The organism is Clostridium sp. AF20-7, from assembly GCF_003479275.1.
GTDB classification, from domain to species: domain Bacteria; phylum Bacillota; class Clostridia; order Lachnospirales; family Lachnospiraceae; genus Otoolea; species Otoolea fessa.
This window is the reverse complement of the sequence record NZ_QUGF01000012.1, coordinates 54,887-75,087: the sequence shown is the minus strand read 5'-3', so window position 1 is coordinate 75,087 and position 20,201 is coordinate 54,887. Positions and strand designations below refer to the sequence as shown.

General features: G+C 46.0%; 21 protein-coding genes. 16 read left to right on the top strand and 5 right to left on the bottom strand.

Going from position 1 to position 20,201, the window contains the following annotated elements; all coding sequences use genetic code 11:
- Nucleotides 1–41 precede the first annotated feature (41 nt).
- The gene (locus DWX68_RS12910; protein WP_204987873.1) at nt 42–710 is read left to right on the top strand and encodes a LytTR family DNA-binding domain-containing protein; all 669 of its coding nucleotides are present in this window, start codon (nt 42–44) and stop codon (nt 708–710) included.
- Here DWX68_RS12910 and DWX68_RS12905 read toward each other — a convergent pair.
- The 3 genes from DWX68_RS12905 to DWX68_RS12895 form a co-directional block, all read right to left on the bottom strand.
- Nucleotides 698–1,255: a DUF4368 domain-containing protein gene (locus DWX68_RS12905; protein ID WP_118629785.1), complete on the bottom strand. Its 558-nt coding sequence runs from the start codon at nt 1,253–1,255 to the stop codon at nt 698–700. The genes DWX68_RS12910 and DWX68_RS12905 overlap by 13 nt on opposite strands.
- An 85-nt stretch (nt 1,256–1,340) precedes the next feature.
- A complete protein-coding gene (gene mobC / locus DWX68_RS12900; protein WP_002584958.1) occupies nt 1,341–1,670 on the bottom strand; it encodes a plasmid mobilization relaxosome protein MobC in 330 nt (109 codons plus the stop codon).
- 199 nt (nt 1,671–1,869) lie between these two features.
- Nucleotides 1,870–2,226, bottom strand: a complete 357-nt coding sequence (locus DWX68_RS12895; RefSeq protein WP_044942672.1) for a helix-turn-helix transcriptional regulator — start codon at nt 2,224–2,226, stop codon at nt 1,870–1,872.
- Between the two features lie 398 nt (nt 2,227–2,624).
- Between DWX68_RS12895 and DWX68_RS12890 the strand changes: the two genes are divergently transcribed.
- From DWX68_RS12890 to DWX68_RS15140, 7 genes are all read left to right on the top strand, one after another.
- The gene (locus DWX68_RS12890; RefSeq protein WP_003431289.1) at nt 2,625–2,810 is read left to right on the top strand and encodes a cysteine-rich KTR domain-containing protein; all 186 of its coding nucleotides are present in this window, start codon (nt 2,625–2,627) and stop codon (nt 2,808–2,810) included.
- Nucleotides 2,811–2,826: 16 nt separating this feature from the next.
- Nucleotides 2,827–3,810, top strand: a complete 984-nt coding sequence (rlmN, locus tag DWX68_RS12885) for a 23S rRNA (adenine(2503)-C(2))-methyltransferase RlmN (protein ID WP_002584956.1) — start codon at nt 2,827–2,829, stop codon at nt 3,808–3,810.
- A gap of 473 nt (nt 3,811–4,283) precedes the next feature.
- Nucleotides 4,284–4,721 (top strand): sigma-70 family RNA polymerase sigma factor, encoded by a 438-nt coding sequence (locus DWX68_RS12880; RefSeq protein ID WP_003502131.1) that lies wholly within the window; start codon nt 4,284–4,286, stop codon nt 4,719–4,721.
- Complete coding sequence (locus tag DWX68_RS12875; protein ID WP_117494835.1) at nt 4,705–4,935, top strand: helix-turn-helix domain-containing protein; 231 nt, start codon at nt 4,705–4,707, stop codon at nt 4,933–4,935. Before DWX68_RS12880 ends, DWX68_RS12875 begins: the two co-directional genes overlap by 17 nt.
- Nucleotides 4,936–4,957: 22 nt before the next feature.
- Nucleotides 4,958–5,542 carry a DUF6033 family protein gene (locus DWX68_RS14745; RefSeq protein WP_022154350.1) on the top strand — a complete coding sequence of 195 codons (585 nt, stop codon included), beginning with the start codon at nt 4,958–4,960 and terminating at the stop codon, nt 5,540–5,542.
- 13 nt (nt 5,543–5,555) lie between these two features.
- Entirely contained in the window at nt 5,556–5,852 is a 297-nt protein-coding gene (locus DWX68_RS12865; RefSeq protein ID WP_022154349.1) for a hypothetical protein, read from the top strand.
- Between the two features lie 21 nt (nt 5,853–5,873).
- Entirely contained in the window at nt 5,874–6,257 is a 384-nt protein-coding gene (locus tag DWX68_RS15140; protein ID WP_230328618.1) for a hypothetical protein, read from the top strand.
- Between the two features lie 223 nt (nt 6,258–6,480).
- Here DWX68_RS15140 and DWX68_RS12855 read toward each other — a convergent pair whose 3' ends face one another.
- Nucleotides 6,481–6,720 carry a DUF6061 family protein gene (locus tag DWX68_RS12855; RefSeq protein WP_008115692.1) on the bottom strand — a complete coding sequence of 80 codons (240 nt, stop codon included), beginning with the start codon at nt 6,718–6,720 and terminating at the stop codon, nt 6,481–6,483.
- A gap of 315 nt (nt 6,721–7,035) precedes the next feature.
- Here DWX68_RS12855 and DWX68_RS12850 point away from each other — a divergent pair, with 315 nt between their 5' ends.
- The 5 genes from DWX68_RS12850 to DWX68_RS12830 all read left to right on the top strand — a co-directional run bounded on the left by DWX68_RS12850 (nt 7,036) and on the right by DWX68_RS12830 (nt 11,385).
- A complete protein-coding gene (locus DWX68_RS12850; protein WP_117816167.1) occupies nt 7,036–7,560 on the top strand; it encodes a hypothetical protein in 525 nt (174 codons plus the stop codon).
- Nucleotides 7,561–7,654: 94 nt separating this feature from the next.
- The gene (locus DWX68_RS12845) at nt 7,655–9,730 is read left to right on the top strand and encodes a type IA DNA topoisomerase (RefSeq protein ID WP_118629783.1); all 2,076 of its coding nucleotides are present in this window, start codon (nt 7,655–7,657) and stop codon (nt 9,728–9,730) included.
- The gene (locus DWX68_RS12840) at nt 9,727–10,572 is read left to right on the top strand and encodes an LPD16 domain-containing protein (RefSeq protein WP_118629781.1); all 846 of its coding nucleotides are present in this window, start codon (nt 9,727–9,729) and stop codon (nt 10,570–10,572) included. Before DWX68_RS12845 ends, DWX68_RS12840 begins: the two co-directional genes overlap by 4 nt.
- A 13-nt stretch (nt 10,573–10,585) precedes the next feature.
- Nucleotides 10,586–11,182, top strand: a complete 597-nt coding sequence (locus DWX68_RS12835) for a YodL domain-containing protein (protein WP_118629779.1) — start codon at nt 10,586–10,588, stop codon at nt 11,180–11,182.
- Nucleotides 11,179–11,385: a transposon-transfer assisting family protein gene (locus tag DWX68_RS12830; protein WP_118629777.1), complete on the top strand. Its 207-nt coding sequence runs from the start codon at nt 11,179–11,181 to the stop codon at nt 11,383–11,385. The genes DWX68_RS12835 and DWX68_RS12830 overlap by 4 nt, the downstream gene beginning before the upstream one ends.
- Before the next feature lie 48 nt (nt 11,386–11,433).
- On the opposite strand, the gene DWX68_RS14965 is transcribed toward DWX68_RS12830, so the two are convergent.
- Nucleotides 11,434–12,027, bottom strand: coding sequence for a hypothetical protein (locus tag DWX68_RS14965; RefSeq protein ID WP_243027777.1), 594 nt, complete (start codon nt 12,025–12,027; stop codon nt 11,434–11,436).
- A gap of 163 nt (nt 12,028–12,190) precedes the next feature.
- On the opposite strand from DWX68_RS14965, the gene DWX68_RS14960 reads away from it, so the two are divergent.
- The 3 genes from DWX68_RS14960 (at nt 12,191) to mobC (DWX68_RS12820) (ending at nt 20,066) form a co-directional block, all read left to right on the top strand.
- Nucleotides 12,191–12,529, top strand: a complete 339-nt coding sequence (locus DWX68_RS14960) for a TnpV protein (protein ID WP_118199520.1) — start codon at nt 12,191–12,193, stop codon at nt 12,527–12,529.
- A gap of 161 nt (nt 12,530–12,690) precedes the next feature.
- The gene (locus tag DWX68_RS12825) at nt 12,691–19,734 is read left to right on the top strand and encodes an LPD11 domain-containing protein (protein WP_347475197.1); all 7,044 of its coding nucleotides are present in this window, start codon (nt 12,691–12,693) and stop codon (nt 19,732–19,734) included.
- Nucleotides 19,734–20,066 (top strand): plasmid mobilization relaxosome protein MobC, encoded by a 333-nt coding sequence (gene mobC, locus DWX68_RS12820; RefSeq protein WP_008982564.1) that lies wholly within the window; start codon nt 19,734–19,736, stop codon nt 20,064–20,066. Before DWX68_RS12825 ends, mobC (DWX68_RS12820) begins: the two co-directional genes overlap by 1 nt.
- Nucleotides 20,067–20,201: the final 135 nt, after the last annotated feature.

Below are 20,201 nucleotides of genomic sequence, written 5' to 3'. Positions count from 1 at the left end.
GTTTACAGGTATGAGAGAAATCAAAGACAGGAATGAAAAATATGAACATTATTATTTGTGATGACAGGATAGATGACAGAAAAAATCTATCAGATTTGCTGTCAGACTATGGTGAAAAAAAGAATTATGAGTTTGCTATTACAGAATATGATTCTGGAGAACAGTTATGCGAAGAACAATCAGCTTTGGAAGCGTGTCAGATATTATTTCTGGACATCAATATGCAGGGGATGGATGGGCTGAAAACAGCTATGAGGATTAAAGAAAAATATCCAAAACTTCCGGTTGTGCTGGTGACGGCATACATGAATTACGCACTGGATGGATATAAGGTGAAAGCAAGCCGTTTTCTGCTGAAAGATAACCTTGCAGATACTATAGAAGAATGTATGGATGATTTGATAGCAGAAATTAATAAAAACCGTAGGATTCTCGAATTTCGTTTTGTGGAGGGAACGATAAAACTCTATGCAGATGACATCATTTATATAGAAACAGAACTTCACAAAAATGTATTTTATACTGAAAAAGGTACGTTTCAGATTTATAAAAAACTGGATGAACTGGAAAATGAATTCAAGGATATGGGATTCGTGCGGGCACATCTAAGTTTTCTTGTAAATGAGTTAAACCAGATAGGGATAAAAATAGATATGTATCGGCAGGAGTACAGATTTACTCCTGCTTTCGCCTTTATTCAGGCGGTTTGACGTGTAGTACGCCGCATATATTCCCGCTCCATTTCCCGCATTTCCTCGTCTGTGGGAATATCCACAATCCCGACATAGGAATAGTAAATGTCGATTTGCTGTGTCCGTTTCCCGTCCTTTTTCTCACGCTCATGGATTACGATTTTATCCACAAATGCGTTTAGGATTTCGGGCGTGAGTTCGTCAATGCGGGTATATTTCTTCGTGACGGCTATCAGCTTTGCTACATTGGTCACTTCCATATCGGCTTGGCTGACCTCTGCGGTCAACGCTTCGATTTCACGCTTTAACTGTCCCTGCTCCGCTTCATATCCGTCTGACAGCTTGTAAAAGCGTTCGTCATTCAGTTTTCCGCTGACATTGTCCTCGTAGATTTTGCGGAACAGGCGGTCAAGCTCATCCATCCGCTTTTCGTCTTTTTCTATCTGTTTCTGCTTTGCGGACAGTTCGTATCGGCGTTCCGCAAGGGTGGTGTCTATCTGCCGTCGGATAAATACCCGCTCAAACTGCTGTAAATAGGACAGGAAATGCTGAAGCTGTTTCAAAACCAACTGGTTTAATGCGTCCTCTCGGATATAATGCTGCGTGCAGTTCTGCGTGCGGCTCGTCCGTTTGTACTGCGAACAGCCTTTAAGGTTGATTTAATAGGGTGCGTCTTTGTAACCGCCATATCTCGTCCACCGCCTTTTTAATGTCCTCTATATCCTGCCTGTAAACCGTCCCCGTCGCATTGGCGCGTTTTGCAATCTGGTTGATGTTCCGGCTCACCGCTTGCAGTTCCCGGATATATGCTTTTGTGTCGCTTCGGTCAACGACAAGAATATACCCGTCTATCGCCATTTTACGGAAGTATGCCCCATACTGCTTTATGGGAAGCTGCTTCATCTTCTCGTCGATCAGCCGCTTTTCTTCTTCCGTAACGTAAAACTTCATCTGTATATTTCTCTTTCGGTTTTCCATTTCCGCACCGCCTTTCGGTATAAGGGTTTGGGATTATCCCAACAAGCACTTTTCGCAAACGGGTACTCGTTTGCTGTGCTTGCTATCTACTCCTTATCCCGTTTCAAAGGCAGCGTTTGTTGCACTCTCTTTCTAATTTGGCGCAAAAAAAGATTGCAGCCCCTATGCGCTGCAATCTCCTGCTTCCCATATTGTGAGGTTAGTCCTCTGCTTGTTCGACTTCTGTTATCTCCCTTGCCGTTGCGGTTACAATCCGTATGCCTTTATCGCTCATACCGTCCAGCAGCGCGTCAAGCTGCCGCCGCCCGGTGGATTTCTCCGCATTGCTGTTCGGGAAGAAAAATTGATCTACCGAAATATGATACCGGGTTACAAGGTCATAGAATACCTGTAAACTCGGCTGTTGTCCCTTGTTCTCGATATTCGCAAGGTAGCGCGGGGAAATATATAACTCGTCGCTTACCTTTTTGCGGCTCTCGCCGTATTCATTTCTCGCGGCTTTTATAGCTGCCCCGAAAGCCTTAAAGTCGTACAATGGTACGGGTCTTTTTGCCATTTTCATTCACCCTGTTACATTTTACAGTTCACCTTTCTTTTTGGATATGTCCACACAATTCATATCATTAGGTTAAATACTTCCTGTTGTGTATTGACAGTAGACTGATTTTCTGATAAAATAAAATTTATGTAAAAGGAGGCGGCGTTTATGTTGCATAGCATGCGTATTAGATAAGCATTGAAAAAAAGGATTTTCCCATTTTCAACATGGGCTTTTTTGTCATGCTTATTTTGCGGATGCTATACAAAAAACTAACGACGTATAGATATAGTATAGACATAGTGCAAGCTATGCCTTAGTTTTGTTGTACTGCTCTGTGCATTATAAATGCAGGTCAATGCTCATGTTGAGGATTGACCTGCATTTTTTTGTGTAAAAAGGACGAGTGAAATATAATGCTTAAAAAATATTGGATAAAATGTCCGATTTGTAACGGAAAGACGAGAGTTCAAGTATTTCATAATACTGTATTAAAAGATTTTCCTCTTTTCTGCCCTAAATGCAAATTGACGCATATCATTGATGTAGAAAAATTAGAGATTGTAATCAAAAATACAGAAAAACAAACTTTTATTATTTAGAAGAAAGGATATAAAAATGAAACGTTTACCTAAATATACGCCTGCGGAAGTACGGAATGATCCATACGGATTTACTTACAAAGAAATGTCGGAAGTTATTGGCGAGAATGAAGCAAAAGCCTTATATGAAGAATTATATAAGCAATTACCACGCAAAAAAAATCTATCAATGTTGGTAAAAAATATTTGCAAAAGCAGTGATACTGAAAAGTATGTTTACGAACTGAAAGACAACAAATACATTGAAACGGTTTTTATCAAGCGGCGAGATGGTGGAACTGTTTGCGTGAGCACACAAGTCGGTTGTCCTGTTGGTTGTATTTTTTGTGAGTCCGGGCGAAATGGCTTTGTTCGTAATCTAACATCGTCAGAAATCGTACAACAGATTATATTGTTGCGTCGAAAAGTAAACCGTATCGTTTTTATGGGTATGGGAGAGCCTTTATTCAATTATGACAACTTGATAAAAGCAATCCATATTCTCCGAGATAGATATGGGCTCAACTTTCCAACCGACGGCATTACCATATCAACAGTTGGTCCGGTCGATCAATTAAAAAAATTGCGCGAGGAACATCTTAAAATTCAGTTGACAATATCTTTACACGCAGCAACACAATCTGCAAGAAATCGTATTATTCCTCACATGCGCATATATGCTATTGAAGATGTTGTTAAGCAAGCCTTATCCTATTCTGAAAGGCATAATCGCAAAATTGTCTTTGCGTATTTGCTTTTACCGGGTATAAATGACCGGCCCTCAGATGTAAGACAACTTGCAAAATGGTTTCGGGGCAAAAAAGTTATGATTAACGTGTTACAATACAACCCAACAAGCAATTCAAGAATTAAAGCACCACAGAAACGGGAAATAGTTGCATTCAAACATCAATTAGAGCAAGCAGGACTTGAAGTTACTATGAGAGTTTCTCATGGCAGAGAGATTAACGCGGCTTGTGGACAGTTAGCTAACACATATAATAAATTCAAAAAAAAATGATTAAAAGTGCCAGACGCATAGACGCAGAGCCGATAACGCATTAGGTCAAAAAACCTATGTGTTATCGGCTTTTTTATTTAATATTGCGCAAAAGCCGCTGTTCCCTATTATAGAATGGATTGCGGGTAGTGTATTAAAGTCGCCCTTTTTTAAGGATACGGCGGTATCGGGGAGGTATCGCCGTGTCCATTTTTATTTACTGTAACCCGCCTAATGCTTTGCGGTCAAAAAAAGCTATGCTCCGCAAGCGGGATATTCCGGCTATGAGTATGAACTGTCAATACATCTAAATACTTCTTACATTTCCTTTGCGCTCGTCCGCGTCTTGCGGACGGGCGCATTTTGCTTTTTTCAACTTTTTTCTGAAAAACGCACTCAAGAGCCATCTCCCGAACGGGTACGGAGCGAAAGGGGCAGAGAGGACAAGCCCTTAACTCCCGTCCTCTACTCCACGCGGGAAGGAGGTGAACTCTATGGAGCTATCTTCTTCCGACAAGGAAAGAATACAACATCAGTACGACGCATTAGCAAAGAAAACTTTGGTTGGCGAAGCGAAAAGCCACCGCCGCACTCTTGCGAAACGCGCAGCACGCGAAGTACCTTTTTCGGATTTGAGCGAAAGCGAACTCGCGCAGCTTTTCACAACGGACGAATACAAAAGCGATTATTTCCGTTTTCAAGTGTCCGGCTTTGATGTACTCGTCAAAAATGAACTGCTTGCCGAAGCCCTTAACGCTTTGCCCGAAAGGAAACGCGACATTATCCTTTTGTCCTACTTCTTGGACATGAGCGACGCGGAAATTGCTGAACTGCTGAATGTTGTACGCACGACGGTTTTCCGGCACAGGAAATCCGCGCTTGCGAAAATCAAACAGTATTTGGAGGGAAAAGCAGATGATGAATACCGTTAGGAAATCTGAAAATCTGTTGCCGTTCCCTGTCATTTCCGCAGCGGCAAACGGCGACACAACCGCCATGTGCGCGATCTTGAAGCATTACGAGGGTTACATAGCGAAACTTTGTACCCGCACGCTGAAAGACGACGCGGGCAATACCTATTCCTATGTGGACGAGGAAATGCGTAACAGGCTGCAAGTGCGCCTTATTACCCGCACCCTTATGTGACACAAAACACAATTCTAATAGTGTGGAAGAATATTATGAAAAATTATGTAAAAAGTTTCCGCAAATAAGTTTTAATACCAACGGCGGTGTTGTGCCTTGCAATTCCAATAAAGTGGTCGTAAATCTTTCTTATGACTGTTTGAAAAAAATGGCTAATGATCCGGAATTCGCAAAAGAAATAGAATGGAATTTATCCGGAGAGGTTGCAGCAAATTCACAAGTATATTCTTTTGCAAAGCGTGACGGTGTAGAGTTGGGAGGCAGGACAGTTACATATGATGCTAATGGAAATCGGCAATCTTCATGTGGTGGTATGAGAACAGCTAATTCGTCAAATAAAAGTTCAGATGTATTGAGTACACAAAATCAACAAAAAGCAGCAAAAAGTAGACGGGACAAAAAACGTGAGCAAGAAGAATACTTAGAGAAAATGCGTGAGAAACGAAAAAGAGATGAAGAATATTTGGAAGAATTGCGTGAGAAACGCAAAGATAGAGATGAGTATATTAGTGAAATGTCAGAAAACAGTAGTTCAGTGGTAAGAGCATATACTCAAGCGGAATACGATAATGTAGATTTATTATCTACATTAGATACGAAAATCTGAGGAGGACACGGATATGTCGTTGGAAGTTTACAGTAGGCAGAGTAAGGCGTTTCAGTATGATGGATATAAAATAAATTCTGAAATGCGGGAACACATAAATGCAGAAAAAAGCAGTTCAAATGTACATAAAGACAGAGATACCGTGAATTTTTCCGCAGAGGGCAGAAATATGTGTTACGGATTTGGAGTGCATGATGTAAAAGACCGTGCAAAACATACGGTAGTTAAGCCAGGCATAGCACCTCTTTTTGACACTATTTCAAGGACACTGAAAACAGTCAGAGAAGCAGTACATTTACAATTCAGATAAAATGATTGGAGGAACAGAAGTATGCACATTGGTTCTGGTCTAAATACGGTATCTTCAATGTACCGCCAACAAAAAGGCAATAATATGAAAACGCCTGCATCTGGGGAAAAGACATTTTATACGGCAGAAACACCGAAGGTATATCAGATATTCACAACAGATAATATGTTGTGGACAGGAGGTAATGGCACCGGTCTTTCTTATTGTCTTAAATATGCGGATGATTCAACGGATGAAAATCCGGTGGTGTTACATCTAATTACAAAAATACAGCTATTAAAGATACGGTCAAATAAGCTGCTCCATCATGGGAAAAGTATAAAATTAGGAGCTTTAGATAATATCACAAGGGAAAAGTTTTCAAAAACTTCTGGTAACTCTTTGAAATACATATCATATCAATAGATACGATAATATAAATTATGTTTGTATTTGTTGATAACAGGTTTATATCGGAAAAATTGTAAATTTATTTTCTATGTGAATTTTCATTTTTGTAGGGCTGGCATTAGACCAGCCCTTGATTTCATTATAATAGATAAAAAGATATTGAATATATATGCACGGTAAAAAGACGATTCTCAATAAATGAGATTGGGAAAAAGTAACCTTAGTGCTGTTGAAAAAATCACCATAGTTCTAATGAATCTTCTGCATCTACCCATATCTGCATTGTTTCATCAAGATATAATTTTGCATATTCAAGCGGTTTATCAATGGCAAGTGCGTTCAATGCACAGTCTGATCCGGGTGTGGTTTTTAAATCCTTTTCGGCTTCCCAACAGTCAATGCGGAGCATATAACCAGCAGAAGTATAAATATCAATGCTGTTTCTGTGTGGATTGTATTCTGCAAATATTGTTCTCATCGTATAGAATCTCCTTATCATTCAATCAGTCATTTGTTACAAAAATCAGAAGCATTTCAATCAGTTCACCATGTCACTTTTATTTTGTGTTATACTGTTTTATAGATTTTTCTTGCCCTTGTATTTGCCCTTATCAGAGTTCGTAAACGCTGACGGGACGATATAACACAAGGGAAACAATAAGGGAAAGCTCACCTGCGATAAATCCAGTGTTTTCAAGGGTTTGCAGAGAATTTAATAACAAAATATAACAGTTATTAAATTCCCTAAAACAGGTGAAATCTCAATCGGAAGTTGGCAAGGAGTTTTGATAGCATGAAAAAGAGATTTCTTAAAATTGTGATAGGGATTGTTTTAGTTTGCATTTTATTCGTTGGATTTCTTTATGCAAACAATAACATCGGTATGACTTCGACCAATTTGGAAACGGATATTCGTTCATCGCAGAAGATTAAAGATGATTGGACGCTTGATGGAAGCGTTTCTAACACGATGGCTGCTTATATTTCTTATTCTCAAGACATGAGCGACCACACTTTTTCCGTCTATGTCAATCGTCCAGGACTTTCCTTCGGATATTTTTTCCGTGGAGGTGGAACTCTTTCGGGGATTCAAAAAGGAATTGTGGAGTTTACTGTAGAGGGATATAATGAACGAGCATTTATTTCTATGAATCAACAGCAGGTGCAACAACTTGAAATAGATGATGGCAACACAATTCAAGTGGTTGATATTGACAGCAATAAACCTTTTGCGATTGTCTTGCCTATAAATGCGGGTAATATTACTTTTTATGATGTAAATAGAAATACTGTGGAATATTGGAATAATCCTCTTTGACAAATTCCAGTTTGTCGAACTGAATCAATTTTACATAGCAGTCATGCACTACGGTGTGTGGCTGCTTATTTTTTTGCGAAAGGAGCAGATGCAAATGAAATTAGTTTTGGCTGAAAAGCCTTCGGTTGCACAGAGTATGGCCAAAGTGTTAGGTGCTGCCAAGCGTGAGGATGGCTACTTAGAGGGAAACGGATATGTGGTCAGCTGGTGTGTAGGGCATTTGGTGGAGCTGGCACAGCCGGAAGTCTATGATGCGAAGTACAGCAAATGGGCTTATGCAGACCTTCCTATCTTCCCGATGGACTGGCAGTATGAGGTTTCTGCCGGTACGAAAAAACAGTTTGGGATTCTGAAAAAGCTCATGGCCAGAGAAGATGTTGCGAGTCTTGTGTGTGCAACAGATGCCGGTCGTGAGGGCGAGCTGATCTTTCGATTGGTGTACCACAAAGCCGGGTGCAGAAAGCCGTTTGAGCGGCTTTGGATTTCCTCGATGGAAGATGTAGCAATCAAGGAGGGCTTTGAAAATCTCAGGTCTGGAACGGAATATGATGCTTTGTATGAAGCAGCACTGTGTCGAGAGCGAGCTGACTGGATTGTTGGTATTAACGCTACTCGACTTTTTTCGACCCTTTACGGGCAGACCCTGAATGTTGGTCGTGTTATGACCCCTACCCTTGCTATGGCTGTTATGCGAGAAGCTGCCATTTCCGCATTCAAGCCCGAACCGTTCTACACAGTTCAGATTGGTCTGGATGGTTTTACGGCTGCAAGCGAACGCTTCAAAACCAAGGCAGCAGCCGAAGCTGTCAAACAAAGCTGTTCGGTGGCAATCGTTCAGAAAGCTGAATGTAAGGAGAAAACAGAAAAGCCGCCTGCGCTCTATGACCTGACCAGTTTACAGAGAGAAGCCAACCGTGTGCTTGGCTACACGGCACAGCAGACCTTGGACTACACGCAGAATCTCTATGAAAAGAAACTGGTCACTTATCCCCGTACCGACAGCAGGTTTCTGACGGAAGATATGGCACATAGCCTGCCCGACCTCGTAAAGCTGGCTTTTCACATATTTCCCGTGGAGGATGTGGATAACGTACCCGTTCATGCAGAGCAGGTTGTGAATAACAAAAAAGTCACAGATCACCATGCCATCATTCCGACCAGAGAATTACAGAAATGCAATCTGAGCGAACTTCCCAAGGGTGAACTTGCAATTTTGCAACTGATTTCCAATCGGCTGTGTGTTGCAGTGGGAAATCCACACCGATACGCAGAGACAGTCATTGAACTGGACTGCGGCGGCACAGCGTTCTCCGCAAAGGGAAAAACCATCGTGCAGAACGGATGGAAGGATCTGATTCAGAAGGGTTCTTCGGCAAAAAACGACGAAAACGAACAGGCACTTCCGTCTGTTTCCATTGGTGATGAAATGCCCATCAGCGGCACGGAAATCAAGGAAGGGAAAACTTCTCCCCCAAAACACTTTACCGAGGATACACTGCTTTCTGCGATGGAAACTGCCGGTGCGGACGAAATGCCTGATGAGGTGGAGCGCAAAGGTTTGGGAACTCCTGCGACCCGTGCCGGTATCATTGAGAAGCTGGTTCGTATCGGTTTTCTGGAGCGCAAGGGTGATAAGAAAACCAAACACCTGATTCCGACCCACAAGGGTACGGCTCTGGTAACAGTCATGCCGGAACAGATTCAGTCTCCATCCATGACGGCGGATTGGGAAGAAAAATTGTTGCTCATTGAAAAAGGCGAATATGCCAGCGAGGATTTTATGGACGAGATCAAAGATGTGATTGCCGGTTTGATTCAGAACTATGAAGTGATCCGTGATTCCGAGGTTCTGATGTCGAAAGAAGCCAATTCTATCGGCAAATGCCCGCTCTGCGGCAGTGCTGTGGAGGACAAGTCCAAGGGATACTTCTGTTCTAATCGAGGGTGCAGGTTTGCCCTTTGGAAAAACAATCGTTACTTTGCGAGTATCGGCAAGAGCATGACTTCTGCCACGGCGCAGAAACTGCTCGGTTCCGGCAAGGTAAAGCTCAAGAATTGCAAGTCTGAAAGGACGGGCAACACCTTTGATGCCACCGTCTTTATGGAGGTATCGGAGGATGGCAAAACGAAGTTTAGTATGGAATTTGAAAATGGAGGAAAGCGCAAATGACAAATGAGTACAACCCGGATGGTAAGGAAATCCGATTTATCGACAGCCATTATAAGGATTTGTTTCATATCCCCGATGGCAGCTGTGTGCAGATTCACTACCCGGATGAAACGGTTGTGAAGCCCTGCACCTTCATTGACGAGTATCATACGCAGATCGGATACAATGTGTTTCATATCTGCCAGTTTGCAGAAATTATGGAGCGCAACGGCGCAAGCTATATGCCGGAGCCTGAAATTATGGGCGATGAAGCCGCATGGAAGGTTGGAAGGGACAGAATCCTTGCGGTACAGACCTGCGAAGATGGTTACGACTACACCCTGTTAGATGAAAACTACAACGAGATTGATGGCGGTCAGGTCGATAACCCTGAACTGTCCATGATCGAAGTCCGCCGGGATATTCTGGAATCCTTTGGACTGGAGCGCCGGGAGCTGCGGGCGATGTTCTATGAAGATGTCATGGAGCAGGCTTTTAAAGTCGGCAGACAGGCGGTGGTGGTCAATGACCCTATCGCAGAGCTTGCTTTTAAACTCGACCGTTTTGCAGAGAACTTCGACCCCTATGAATATATGGATCAGGTCGATGATGTGCAGGCGCATATCCAAGAAATCAAGGCAGATCTTGCTGCCGGTAATACGGCTCCGTATCGTGAGTTTCTGAATACAGCCATTGCAGAAGCCCGTGAGGAAACTGCGACTGAGGTTGCCAAAGTGCTGAAAAGTCAGCTGGATAAGATCGACTCTCCGAAGCGTGAGTCGGTCATGGAAAAACTGGCACAGGCCGCAGAGAAAACTGTGCCCGCCAGTCCCTCTCCCAAACGTAAAGAGCCGGAACGATAAGGAGGACACCGATATGAAAAACGAAAAATGGGATGATGTTCACGGAAATACCACCCCGGATGACAGAATGGTTGCTTTTCTGGAAAGCCCCACGGATTCCTATGCGATTCTTCAGCTGCGGGAAGATGTAGACGATAATATCCCGCTCATGTTTGCAAATTACAGCTACCTTCAGAAGAAAGAAATGGAGCCTGAGATTGACCGTTACGAGGTGGTCTATCATGGCTCCATTTCTATGTCCGAGGATGTGGATCGTCAGCTGGAAGATCTGTATGTGAAGTTCAATATTGACCACCCGAATGATTTCCGTGGTCACAGTATGTCGGTCAGCGACATCGTAGCCTTAAAGGTAGCCGGTGAGGTATCCTTTCACTATGTAGATTCTGTCGGGTTTCAGAAGCTGGAAAACTTTATGAAGTCCGAAAACTACCTGAAAAACGCAGAGATGGCAATGGAAGATGATTATGGGATGATTGACGGCATCATCAACAACGGAAAAGCGCCTGGATTAGAGGAACGCCCTTCGGTGTTGGAGCAGTTAAAGGAAAAGCCTGTGCCGGATGTTTCCCATAAGCCGCCCAAGAGCCACCCGGAAAGGGAGATTGAATGATGGATTTCACACAAGATGAGCGGAACATGATGATGCTTTACAGCCCTGGCACAAGGTCAGGGCTGTGTGAAGCATTGACACTGATGAAGGAACAGCTTTCGGAGGAGGAGTCAGAGCTTTTTGCTCTGGCAGACTCGGTTCTCCGCAAAGTTTCAGCCATGGACGATGCCGCCTTTGAGAAGCTGAACCTTTATCCGGATTGATAGGATTGGAGGGATACAATGAACGCAAAAGAGCGATTTTATTCCGGGTTAGCAAAAGAAACGATTGGGAAAATCACCTCGAACACAGATAACTGGACTTCGTTTTTGAGAACGATGTCCCGCAACTATGAGTTCACCTATCCGGAACAGGTGATGATTTATGCTCAGCGCCCCAATGCGACCTTTTGCAAGCCCTATGAGGACTGGAACGCTGAAAATTACCGCAGATATGTAAAGCGTGGCTCTACCGGTATTGCCCTGTTTGTGATGAACAGGGATAAACCGTATCTGCGCTATGTGTTTGATGTGGCGGATACCGGCGTTCGCCGTTCTTCCCCGGAACTGAAACCGTGGGAAGTGACACCTGAAAACCGCTCCTATGTCATGGAAGCGATGGAGCGCACCTTCGGTGTTGCCGCTGACGGGGTGCTGGAAGCACAGCTTGAAGATATTGCATCCGCACTGGCGGCTGAGTATTGGGACGATTACAAAAAGCAGTTCCTCGACATCGTTGCCAACAGCTTCCTTGAGGAGTATGATGAACTCAACATCGAAGTAGCTTTCAAAAATGCAGTGGCAAACAGCGTATCCTACACGATGTATTGCCGGTTCGTGGAAAGTCCCGATAACTACTTCGAGCATGAGGATTTCCAGAAGGTGTTTGATTTTAACACCAGACAGACGGTAAATGCCCTTGGCACTGCGGTGAATGCCATCAGTACAAGGATGTTTCAGGAAATCGAAAAAGCGATTGGAGAACATGAGCAGATCAGAGCTGCTGAAAGGAGTGCAGATTATGAGCGAAATGACTTACAGACAGGCCGGAGATTATCAGATTCCGAACCTTCAGTTGGAGAACGAGGGAGAGAAACCTCTGGGCAAGTACGGCAGGATGCGTCGAGCATTTTTGGAGCAGAACAATCCGATGCTCCTGAACGACATGATTCTGACGGAGAGCCTGTTCCCGCACCTGTGGGAGATCGAGGAAACGGCGAAAGCCAGAGTGGAGTTTCTGATGGAGCAGTACCTGAAGGACAGCCCCGCACCGGACAAAGAAACGCAGCAGATGGCGTGGGTGCAGCACATGAACAGCCTGAAAGCGCAGGCGGAGGAAGTCGTGATGACGGAGCTTATCAACAGCTGAGTCTGAACCTTTTCCTCTCCGAAAATGAACAAATCAGTTTTATCGACCGAGCAGAGAGCTTTACGCCCTCTGCTTTTTCTTTTGCCCAGGAAGAAATCGACCACTTCCTTCTGCTTGGCAGCAATACCGATGAAGCCCGAAAAGTCGTAGTGCTGGAATATATGAAGCAGAAGCCGCTGGAAGAAATTGTCCAGACCTTAAAACAGGTCTATCACGGCGGTTATGGTTTGAAAGAAGATAGCGGGAATATCTGTGCGTGGTATGCCGAGGACGGTATCCACCTTGCCAAAGGTTCCTCTGCCATTGACAGCCCCAGAGCGCAGATCGTTTCTTGGGAAACGGTTGCCGAGCGTATTGGAGAACTGCTTGAAAATGGTCAGTTCGCAACCAATGTGGAACTGGTAGAAGCACCCGGATATGAGCGTCAGAAGCTGGCAGAATCCCTGTGGCATTTTTATCACGATTTGAGTGAAGAAGCCCGTTCCGGCAACTATCTGGCAGTTCTTCATCAGGAACCGTTTCGTGGTTTCCCTGATGAAACCGCAGACTTGGCTGAAAAGTTGGATGACCCTCGTTTTCACGCAACCTTGGTGCAGCAGTATTCGGAATTTAGAAAAGCCCTTACGGATAACCCAAATCTGCTTCGTTTTCACTATCACAAGCTGAATCTCATCCAGAAACAGCTGTATGAGCTGAATCTGCCTTTGCGTGAGTATCAGACCGATATGATGCAGATGCCCCTTGTCCGCCAGTTCATTACGGATGATGAAGTCAATGCAGACTTGACCCGTGGAAGTGGCTTTTCCGGTGGCAAAGCCCGTATTTATAACTACTGGCAGGAGAATCATTCCGCCAAGGAAAAGATGGACTTCCTGAAGCATGAATACGGAACCGGTGGTCATTCCCACGCCTGCTCCGGTGCAACGCACAGCGGTCAGGATCACGATGCCAAGGGTATTGCTTACACCAAGAGCGGCTGCGATAAATTGCAGATGTCCTGGGCGCAGGTAGTGCAGAGAATCGACGGTCTGATGCGAAAGGGACGCTACCTCAGCCCAGAGGAAGAAGTGGAACGACAGGCTATCGAAGAAGCTAAAACTGATCCGTTGGAAGATGTTTATGACCGTTTCGCAGTAATTGATACTGAGGATGGCGAGTATGCAATCTGGGATAATCAGACCGATGACTACTATGTAGACCCGGAAGGCGTTACAGAATACTTCACGGACGAATGGCTTGCCAATGACTATCTGGAGGAAGTTCGGCAGTCCGTAGCAGCGATGGATTCGGTTCAGCCTGAAACACCTGCTACCGAGCCTGACGAAGTTGTGGAAGCCCCTGTTTCCGAAGAACCAACATGGAACTATCAGGTCGGTGACACGGTATATTTGGACGATACAGCTTTCCGTGTGGAGCAGATTACGGACAGAGAAGTTCAGCTGCGTGACCCTTCTCTTGCCTATCCGATCTTCCGTGCTGAGAATCGTGAGAATTTCGAGCGTATGCTCTCTCAGGACGAAAGAAATCATGCGGTAAGGGTTGATGCCCAAACCGAAGAAAAGCCCGTTACAGAGGATTTTCTGGGCGAAACCGAACCGAGGGACTACACCCCTGAGTATCAGCTGTTAGACCGTCTGCGTATGGACTGCGAATACTTCCTTGGTGCAGGACAGCACAGCGAAAAGCATCTGTGGGCAGGCAACCGCCATGCACAGATTGCCAAGATGCGTGAGCTGTATGAAATGATTCCCGACAAACCGGAATGGCTGACACCTGAGATGATTAACAGCTACGAGGAGCGCATGGCTCCCCGCTATCTGGTTGCCGCCTACCATCACTTTGAAAACGGCTTCGATGATAAACTGGACTACTACACTCTGGAAGAAGCGGAAAAAGCTGCCCAGGGCTATGTGGACGGAACCATGGAGGATGACGGATTCAAGTACGATGGTGCTGCCGTTTACGATCAGCAGGAGCATAAGTGCATCCGTATCTATGGGGACTACCCTGACGAAAAGGCACACGCACAGGTTAGAGCCAGTGCGGAACCCGAACAGCAGGAGCCGGAACACTTCATCGACCATTTTTATGTTGCCGAGGATATTCAGAAGCGTGGTGCGCTGGACATCAAGGAATACAGTTCCTTTGATGATGCCCTGCGAGCCTACTATGCACTTCCTGACACGCAGAGAAAAGCCCTGGGTGCAATGAATACCAGAGATCTGCCGGGTAGTCTGGACTTCGTACAGTGCGTAGCTGGCAAGGACACCATCATTCAGGACTACGCTAAGATGGACGGATGGCAGAATGCCGAAGTCATGAACATTATCGCTCAGCTTGAGCAATCCATCACCACCAGAGAAATCCCACCTGTTCCTGCGGTGAACTTCCACATCACGGATGACAACATCGGTGAAGGTGGACCGAAGCAGAAATTCGCAAGAAACATCGCAGCCATTGAAACTCTGTTCAAACTGGAAAGCGAGAACAGGAACGCCACTTCCGAAGAACAGGAGATTTTGTCGAATTATGTTGGTTGGGGCGGTCTGGCAGATGCCTTTGACCCGGACAAGGGAAATTGGGCGCAGGAGTATCAGACACTGAAAAACCTGCTTTCCGAGGATGAATATGCTGCGGCAAGAGCTTCCACCCTGAATGCACATTACACCAGTCCTACGGTCATTCGCTCCATCTATGATGCGGTCGGACAGATGGGCTTTGAAACGGGAAATATTCTGGAGCCTGCTATGGGTGTCGGCAACTTCTTTGGTATGCTTCCACCTGAAATGCAGAGCAGTCGCTTGTATGGTGTGGAACTGGATTCCATCACCGGCAGAATTGCTCAGAAGCTCTATCCCAATGCCGAAATCAAGGTGGCTGGCTTTGAAACGACAGACCGCCGAGACTTCTACGATCTGGCTGTGGGCAATGTCCCTTTCGGCAACTACAAAGTGTCCGATAAGCCTTATGACAAGCTGGGATTCTCCATTCACAACTATTTCTTTGCCAAGGCTTTGGATCAGGTTCGTCCCGGTGGTGTGGTAGCTTTTGTGACAAGCCGTTACACCATGGATTCTAAGAACTCTGACGCAAGGCGATATATGGCGCAGAGGGCGGAACTGCTTGGTGCAATCCGTCTGCCAAACGATGCCTTTAAGAAAAACGCAGGCACGGAAGTCGTGTCCGACATCCTGTTCCTGCAAAAGCGTGACCATCCGATTGACATTGTACCGGAATGGGTAAACCTTGACCGCACCGAAGAAGGACACACCATGAACAGCTACTTTGTCGCTCATCCTGAAATGGTTCTGGGCGATACGGTGGAAGAAAGTACCGCCTACGGTATGGATATTACGGTGCGTCCGATTGAGGGCATGGAACTGTCCGAACTTCTGAAAGAAGCGGTTTCCCACATCCAAGGAACCTATCAGGCGGTGGAACTTCCCGAAGCAGACAAGGGCAAGGAAATCGAAACCATTCCTGCAACCCCGGATGTGAAGAATTTCTCTTATACCGTGGTGGATGGCGATGTGTACTTCCGTGAGAACTCCCTCATGCGTCGTGTAGACCTGAACGAGAAGGCAAAAGATCGTGTGATGGGCATGGTGGAACTCCGTAGTATCGTCAATCAGCTGATTGAATATCAGCTTGAGGATTACCCGGATGAAATGATTACGCAGAAGCAGGCAGAACTAAATGATGCCTACGATGCGTTTGCCGCAAAGAACGGGCTTATCAATAACCGAGCCAACGGTCAGGCATTTGCCGATGATTCCTCCTACTATCTTCTGTGTTCTCTGGAAAATGTGGATGAGGACGGCAATCTGAAAAGCAAGGCGGATATGTTCACCAAGAGAACCATCAAGCCGGAGCGCAGAGTGACGAGTGTGGATACGCCGTCCGAAGCTCTGGCAATCTCCATCGGTGAGCGTGGTAAGGTGGATCTGCCGTTTATGGCGCAGCTGCTTGGAACACCCGAAGAATACGATGCGATTCAGGCAGAGCTTCGAGGGGTGATCTTCAAAGACCCGATGGCTCCCGATGCTGTGGAAGTTGGATGGCAGACTGCCGATGATTACCTTTCCGGTGATGTAAGAAGCAAGCTGCGTGTCGCACAGATGGCGGCAGACAGGGATTCTTCCTTCCGCATCAATGTAGAAGCCTTGCAGAAAGCACAGCCGAAGGACTTGGATGCGTCCGAGATTGATGTGCGTTTGGGTGCAACATGGATTGATGCCGATTATATTCAGCAGTTCATGGAGGAAACCTTTGAAACCCCGTATTACCTGCGCCGTTCCATTGAGGTCAAGTTCTCCGAGCTGACCGCAGAGTGGCGCATCAACGGTAAGAGTTCTCCCAACTACAACGATGTGGCGGCGTATGTCACTTACGGTACAGAGCGAGCCAACGCATATCGGATTCTGGAGGAAACGCTGAATCTGAAAGATATTCGTATCTATGATACGATTGAAGATGCAGATGGTAAGCAGAAGCGTGTCCTCAATAAAAAAGAAACTACCCTGGCACAGCAGAAACAGCAGGCAATCAAGGATGCGTTCCGAGATTGGATTTGGAGAGATCCGCACAGACGAGAAACCCTTTCCACCAAGTACAACGAACTTTTTAACTCCACCAGACCTCGTGAGTATGATGGCTCTCATATCCGTTTCGGCGGCATGAACCCGGATATTACCCTCCGTGAACACCAGAGAAATGCTATCGCTCATGTGCTTTATGGTGGAAATACGCTGCTTGCACACGAAGTTGGTGCGGGCAAGACCTTCGAGATGGCAGCATCGGCTATGGAGAGTAAGCGGCTTGGATTGAGCCAGAAATCCCTGTTCGTTGTGCCGAATCATCTGACTTTACAGTGGGCAAATGAGTTTCTGCACCTCTATCCGAGTGCCAAGCTCCTTGTTGCTACCAAGAAGGATTTTGAAACAGCAAACCGCAAGAAGTTCTGCGCTCGTATCGCAACGGGTGACTATGATGCAGTCATCATCGGTCACAGCCAGTTTGAAAAAATCCCGCTTTCTGCTGAACGACAGGAACGGCAGCTGCGGGAGCAGATTGATGAGATTGAGGGTGCGATTGCGGAGCTGAAATGGCAGCGTGGCGAAAACTTCACGATCAAGCAGATGGAGAAAACACGAAAATCACTGGAAGCCAGACTGGATAAGCTCCTTGCCGCCGACAAGAAGGATGATGTCATTACCTTTGAGCAGTTGGGTGTAGACCGGCTGTTTGTAGACGAAAGCCATGCGTTCAAGAATTTGTTCCTCTACACAAAAATGCGAAATGTGGCAGGTCTGTCCACCTCCGAAGCTCAGAAATCTTCGGATATGTTTATGAAGTGCCGCTATATGGATGAGCTGACCGGCGGGCGTGGCGTGATCTTTGCAACCGGTACCCCCGTAAGTAACTCGATGACCGAGCTTTATACGGTCATGCGCTATCTCCAGTACAGTACGCTCCAGCAAAAGAACCTGACCCATTTTGATTCCTGGGCATCGACCTTCGGAGAAACGACGACTGCGATTGAGCTTGCACCGGAAGGCACTGGCTATCGTGCCAGAACCCGATTTGCGAAGTTCTTCAACCTGCCTGAACTGATGAATATGTTCAAGGAGGTTGCCGACATCAAGACCTCTGACCAGTTGCATCTCCCTGTTCCCGAAGCAAAGTTTGAAACGGTTGTGGTTCAGCCATCTGAGTATCAGAAGGATATGGTGGCTTCCCTTTCAGAGAGAGCGGCGGATGTTCATGCCGGTATCGTTGACCCGTCCGTCGATAATATGCTCAAGATTACCAGTGACGGGCGAAAATTGGGACTGGATCAGCGGCTGATGAACCCTCTGTTACCTGATGACCCTGACAGCAAGCTCAATGCCTGCGTGGGAAATATCCTGCGTATCTGGCAGGACGGTCAGGCTGACAAATTGACCCAGTTGGTGTTCTGCGATCTCAGCACACCAAAAAATGATGGAACCTTCAATGTCTATGATGATGTCAAAACTAAGCTGATTGCAAACGGTGTGCCTGCGGAAGAAGTTGCCTTTATCCATGATGCAGATACCGAAGCAAAGAAAAAAGACCTCTTTGCCAAGGTTCGTACCGGACAGGTACGAGTGCTGCTTGGAAGTACGCAAAAGATGGGCGCAGGAACCAACGTCCAGGACAAACTGGTGGCAGTTCACCACCTGGATGTGGGCTGGCGTCCGTCTGATATGACCCAGAGAAACGGTCGTATCATCCGTCAGGGCAACCGGAACAAAGAGGTTCAGGTGTACCAGTATGTGACCGAGGGAACCTTCGATGCTTACCTGTATCAGACCTTGGAAAACAAGCAGAAGTTTATTTCTCAGATTATGACCTCCAAATCGCCGGTTCGCTCCTGTGACGATGTGGACGAGCAGGCGCTGTCCTATGCGGAGATCAAGGCGCTGTGTGCCGGCAATCCGCTTATCAAGGAAAAGATGGACTTGGACATTGATGTGGCAAGGCTGAAGGTGCTGAAAGCCGACCACCAGAGCCAGCAGTACCGCATGGAAGATAAGCTCCTGAAATACTTCCCGGCTGAGATTGAAAAGCAGACAGGCTATATTCATGGCTTTGAAGCTGATATTAAAACCGTGGAAGCACACCCGCAGATTGCCGATAGTTTTTGCGGCATGGAAATCATGGGCAAAGCCTACACCGAAAAGGCAGATGCCGGTGAAATCCTCCTTGCGGCTTGCAAGGACACGAAAAGTGCCGATCCGGTTCCGCTTGGCAGTTACCGTGGCTTTCAGATGGAACTTTCTTTTGACAGCTTCCGGAACGAGTTTGATGTGACCTTAAAGGGCGCTGTGAGCCACAGAGTAGCCCTTGGCACGGATGCACGAGGAAATATCACCCGACTGGACAATGCCCTTGCAGGCATTCCTGAGCGCTTAGAACGAGCCAATGAACAGCTGAATAATCTCTACAATCAGCAAGAAGCAGCCAAGGCGGAGGTTGGAAAACCGTTTCCGCAGGAAGCAGAGCTGACAGCAAAAAGTCAGCGACTGGCAGAACTGGATGCAGCCCTGAATATGGAGGACTCTGCGGAAAAACGTGACGAAAGAAGCGAGTCGGAGCGTCCTTCTGTGTTGGCTGATCTGAAATCCAAAGCGGAACATATCCCACCTGCAAAATACTCTGAACCCCGTGAGGAGGTGTTATAATGGCAAAGCGAGACCAGGATGTTCATTTCCTTGCATCCAAGGAGGAGGTCGAGCGAATCCATGAGAAGATGGACGAGCTTGGCATCCGCAGCATGGGAGCCTATCTGCGGAAAATGGCTCTGGACGGGTACTGCATCAGACTGGATTTGCAGGATGTGAAAGCCCTGGTTTCGCTCCTGCGAATCTGCTCCAACAACCTGAACCAGTACGCAAAACGAGCGAACGAAACAGGCAACATCTATCATGCTGACATTGAGGATTTGCAAAAACGGCTGGATGAAATCTGGACGGATATGAGAGAAGTTCTTGTCCGTCTGTCCTCAATCCAGTAATCCGACAACTTGTCGGGAAGTCGCAACTGCGGTTGCGGCTTTACATAGGGACGTATAACCTTGTTTAGCTGATAGAATTATTCATATTCATGTGCTACAATTATTTCTAGTATCGAACAGAACGTTGTTGTATTA

What these genes read in the sequence shown, in the direction of transcription:
- mobC (WP_008982564.1), top strand. Translation starts at nt 19,734, where the DNA reads ATGGCAAAGCGAGACCAGGATGTTCATTTCCTTGCATCCAAGGAGGAG.
- DWX68_RS12845 (WP_118629783.1), top strand. Translation starts at nt 7,655, where the DNA reads ATGAAATTAGTTTTGGCTGAAAAGCCTTCGGTTGCACAGAGTATGGCC.
- mobC (WP_002584958.1), bottom strand. Translation starts at nt 1,670, where the DNA reads ATGGAAAACCGAAAGAGAAATATACAGATGAAGTTTTACGTTACGGAA.
- DWX68_RS12910 (WP_204987873.1), top strand. Translation starts at nt 42, where the DNA reads ATGAACATTATTATTTGTGATGACAGGATAGATGACAGAAAAAATCTA.
- rlmN (WP_002584956.1), top strand. Translation starts at nt 2,827, where the DNA reads ATGAAACGTTTACCTAAATATACGCCTGCGGAAGTACGGAATGATCCA.
- DWX68_RS12835 (WP_118629779.1), top strand. Translation starts at nt 10,586, where the DNA reads ATGAAAAACGAAAAATGGGATGATGTTCACGGAAATACCACCCCGGAT.
- DWX68_RS12830 (WP_118629777.1), top strand. Translation starts at nt 11,179, where the DNA reads ATGATGGATTTCACACAAGATGAGCGGAACATGATGATGCTTTACAGC.
- DWX68_RS12840 (WP_118629781.1), top strand. Translation starts at nt 9,727, where the DNA reads ATGACAAATGAGTACAACCCGGATGGTAAGGAAATCCGATTTATCGAC.
- DWX68_RS12890 (WP_003431289.1), top strand. Translation starts at nt 2,625, where the DNA reads ATGCTTAAAAAATATTGGATAAAATGTCCGATTTGTAACGGAAAGACG.
- DWX68_RS12875 (WP_117494835.1), top strand. Translation starts at nt 4,705, where the DNA reads ATGATGAATACCGTTAGGAAATCTGAAAATCTGTTGCCGTTCCCTGTC.
- DWX68_RS15140 (WP_230328618.1), top strand. Translation starts at nt 5,874, where the DNA reads ATGCACATTGGTTCTGGTCTAAATACGGTATCTTCAATGTACCGCCAA.
- DWX68_RS12865 (WP_022154349.1), top strand. Translation starts at nt 5,556, where the DNA reads ATGTCGTTGGAAGTTTACAGTAGGCAGAGTAAGGCGTTTCAGTATGAT.
- DWX68_RS12855 (WP_008115692.1), bottom strand. Translation starts at nt 6,720, where the DNA reads ATGAGAACAATATTTGCAGAATACAATCCACACAGAAACAGCATTGAT.
- DWX68_RS12825 (WP_347475197.1), top strand. Translation starts at nt 12,691, where the DNA reads ATGAAGCAGAAGCCGCTGGAAGAAATTGTCCAGACCTTAAAACAGGTC.
- DWX68_RS14965 (WP_243027777.1), bottom strand. Translation starts at nt 12,027, where the DNA reads ATGCTCGAAGTAGTTATCGGGACTTTCCACGAACCGGCAATACATCGT.
- DWX68_RS14960 (WP_118199520.1), top strand. Translation starts at nt 12,191, where the DNA reads ATGACTTACAGACAGGCCGGAGATTATCAGATTCCGAACCTTCAGTTG.
- DWX68_RS12880 (WP_003502131.1), top strand. Translation starts at nt 4,284, where the DNA reads ATGGAGCTATCTTCTTCCGACAAGGAAAGAATACAACATCAGTACGAC.
- DWX68_RS12850 (WP_117816167.1), top strand. Translation starts at nt 7,036, where the DNA reads ATGAAAAAGAGATTTCTTAAAATTGTGATAGGGATTGTTTTAGTTTGC.
- DWX68_RS12895 (WP_044942672.1), bottom strand. Translation starts at nt 2,226, where the DNA reads ATGGCAAAAAGACCCGTACCATTGTACGACTTTAAGGCTTTCGGGGCA.